The sequence below is a fragment of the uncultured Streptococcus sp. genome (genome assembly GCF_938036805.1).
Taxonomy (GTDB): domain Bacteria; phylum Bacillota; class Bacilli; order Lactobacillales; family Streptococcaceae; genus Streptococcus.
The window spans coordinates 1-3,014 of record NZ_CALHWC010000201.1; the positions used below are offsets into that span (position 1 = coordinate 1).

Annotated in this window: 3 protein-coding genes; all 3 read right to left on the bottom strand. The window is 39.1% G+C overall.

From position 1 onward, the window contains the following. Window positions 1-177 precede the first annotated feature (177 nt). The 3 genes from Q0191_RS08715 to Q0191_RS08725 all read right to left on the bottom strand — a co-directional run bounded on the left by Q0191_RS08715 (window position 178) and on the right by Q0191_RS08725 (window position 3,007). Entirely contained in the window at window positions 178-1,449 is a 1,272-nt protein-coding gene (locus Q0191_RS08715; protein WP_297665682.1) for a gamma-glutamylcysteine synthetase, read from the bottom strand. A 221-nt stretch (window positions 1,450-1,670) separates the two neighbouring features. Further along, complete coding sequence (gene rplQ, locus Q0191_RS08720; RefSeq protein ID WP_005591286.1) at window positions 1,671-2,057, bottom strand: 50S ribosomal protein L17; 387 nt, start codon at window positions 2,055-2,057, stop codon at window positions 1,671-1,673. An 11-nt stretch (window positions 2,058-2,068) separates the two neighbouring features. Continuing rightward, window positions 2,069-3,007: a DNA-directed RNA polymerase subunit alpha gene (locus Q0191_RS08725; RefSeq protein ID WP_297665686.1), complete on the bottom strand. Its 939-nt coding sequence runs from the start codon at window positions 3,005-3,007 to the stop codon at window positions 2,069-2,071. Window positions 3,008-3,014: the final 7 nt, after the last annotated feature.

The following is a 3,014-nucleotide window of genomic DNA, read 5'->3' on the forward strand; positions in this document are numbered from 1 at the left end:
AACCTCTCCCTCTTACCTCTCCCTTATTCTCTATATCACCGTGCTGCTAAAGTCTTTTAATGCTCTAGCTACAATTAAATTCATTCAAACATACTCAAACTAGTATAATACACAGTCCAATCAATCACATAAAGAAATTTACTTCAGCTTTCTATTAGAGGTTAAAAAGAAATTACTTTATCTCTCATTCATGAGCGGTAACAAGTAGCACTCTTCCCCTTCTTTTCGTTTCTCCAGACCTTTAACAGCTAATTGAAGGAGATCAGCTGCAAATGATTGAATAGAGTCTTGATCCGCTTGTGTTAACTCGATTTGCGAATACTTTCTGCGCAGCCTTTTATAGTTACGCCCCTCTAATTTGAAGAAATCACAATCTTTAAGATAAGTGGTCACTTCCTCAAGATTAGCTATCAAGCCCAAATGAAAGGCTGCTGGCGCGAAGGTTCTATTAAGAGGCTGAGCACAAGTGCTCCTAAATTCGATCGTTCCGCGCGTCGTCAAATCCTGATATTGGTAGCTTCTGTGATAATGAAAATCATCTGCACGAGGACTGACTAGGCTTTCCTTGCCACTCAAATTGTATCCCTTGATTTGCCCCTGCTTTAGATACTCTCCAGCTGCAATAGGAGGGAAATAGTAGGTGTCACCCTCTCGCTCAACATGGAAAATGGCTGTATGATTTAAATAATTGAAAAAATCTTCCTCATCTTTGAAATCATGGGGATTAACACCGACATTTTCTACTAACAAGCCATGCATGGACTCTTCCCAGAAGCGGTCTCTCGAGATTCTAGTGTTGAAATCTTCTGTAAGTAATTCTGAATTGGCAAAAAGATAAGCTTTGGCAGCCTCGATTTGATTAAAGGTGTTAATTACCTGTATGAAATTTGCCCGTGAAACATCTAACTGTACCTGGCTCCCACAGATATAACTACCATAATCAGGATGGCGATGGAAGAAATCTCCTCCAATTTTTTCACTCAAAGTTAGATATTGCATTAACATTTGATAGCGGGGATATTTAACAGGACCATTATCATTCTCCTTCCAGAATGGATGTAAACCATGTCCCTGAAGCTCATGATGACTTTTGCGCAAAATCTTTTGAATGGTGTCTAGGTAATGATTAAAGCGTATTTCGACTTCCTGAATCGTTTTCGCTTTTTCAAATGCAAATTCCAAAATATTATAAGACACTTCAAAAAGTATCCGATCTTCGCTATCTGAAGCTTTTAACTGGATAGGATTGCCCTCTGAATCCCTTCTTTCTACGATAAAGCCATAGTCTGAATTTAGTCTCACTAACAACTCCCGTGTTACACGAGTATCTGTCGCTCCTCCCTGAAGATTCACAATCGGAAATTCTAACTCAATCCCAATGTATAAGTCTGGATTTTCTTTTATATTTGCCAAATAACGTTCTTTCAAAATAGCAATCGAATCTTGCATTTCTTCTCCTTCCCTCACTAAATCCTTTTCTTTTTCCACCTAAAACTCAAAAACGCCTGCTTACGAAATTGTTTTTCACTAAAAGCAATTTCGTAAACAAGCGTCTACCCTTTCATCATGATGATGAGTGTTCCCGCTAGGAAAAATCCTAGCGGTAGACCAGAGCTAGACTAAGAGTATAAGAACTCCATCATCATAACACTCAACAAAATTGATAAAAATTATACTAATTCAATAATTGCCATTGGCGCAGCATCCCCACGGCGTGGTTCAGTCTTAAGAATACGAGTGTATCCACCATTGCGCTCAGCATAGCGAGGTGCCAATTCAGAGAATAATTTTTGAAGAGCTGTAGTTGTAGTGTATTTGTTAGTCTCTTCATTGTAGTTTTCTGATGCAATTTCGTTACGTACAAAAGCTGCTGCTTGACGACGAGCATGCAAGTCACCACGTTTACCAAGAGTAATCATTTTTTCAACTGTTTTACGGATTTCTTTAGCACGAGCTTCAGTTGTTACGATTGATTCATTGATAATCAAGTCAGTAGTCAAATCACGAAGCATTGCTTTACGTTGTGAGCTAGTGCGTCCTAGTTTACGGTAAGCCATGTATTCCTCCTTTATTTATCATTTCTTAACCCAAGACCAAGGTCAGCAAGTTTAACTTTAACTTCTTCAAGACTCTTGCGGCCCAAGTTACGAACTTTCATCATTTCAGGCTCAGATTTTTCTGTCAAATCAAAGACAGTATTAATTCCTGCGCGTTTCAGACAGTTGTATGAACGAACTGATAGATCCAATTCTTCAATTGTACGTTCCAAAATGCGATCATCTGAAGATTTCTCTGCTTCCTTCATCACATCAGTTGAAATAGCAACTTCTGTTAAATCTGTAAAGAGGTTCAGATGCTCTGTCAGGATACGAGCTGATAGTCCCAAAGCGTCTTCGGGAATAATCGTTCCATTCGTTAAAATTTCAAGGGTAAGTTTATCAAAACCATCGTTGCTACCAACACGAGCTGGTTCAACCTGGTAATTTACTTTTGTCACAGGCGTATAGATAGAATCTACCGCAAGTGTGCCTACTGGTGCATCATCTTTTTTATTTTCGTCAGCTGGTACATATCCACGACCGCTATTCACAGCCATTTTCGCTCTAAAGCGAGCACCTTCACTGATTGTAAAAAGATAATGATCAGGGTTTACAATTTCGATATCACTGTCTGTCAAAATGTCTCCAGCAGTTACTTCTGCAGGACCTTCAATATCCAGTTCAATCATCTTTTCGTCTTGGACGTAAGATTTTACAGCAATCCCCTTGATGTTCAGAATAATCTGCATAACATCTTCGCGGACCCCAGAAATCGTATCAAATTCGTGCAATACTCCTTCAATGTTGATAGAAGTCACTGCTGCACCTGGAAGTGAGGCGAGAAGTACACGACGAAGCGAATTTCCAAGTGTTGTACCGTAACCGCGTTCTAGCGGCTCAACCACAAACTTGCCATAATTTTTATTTTCATCAATTTTTGTTATATTTGGTTTTTCAAACTCAATCATTTAGTTA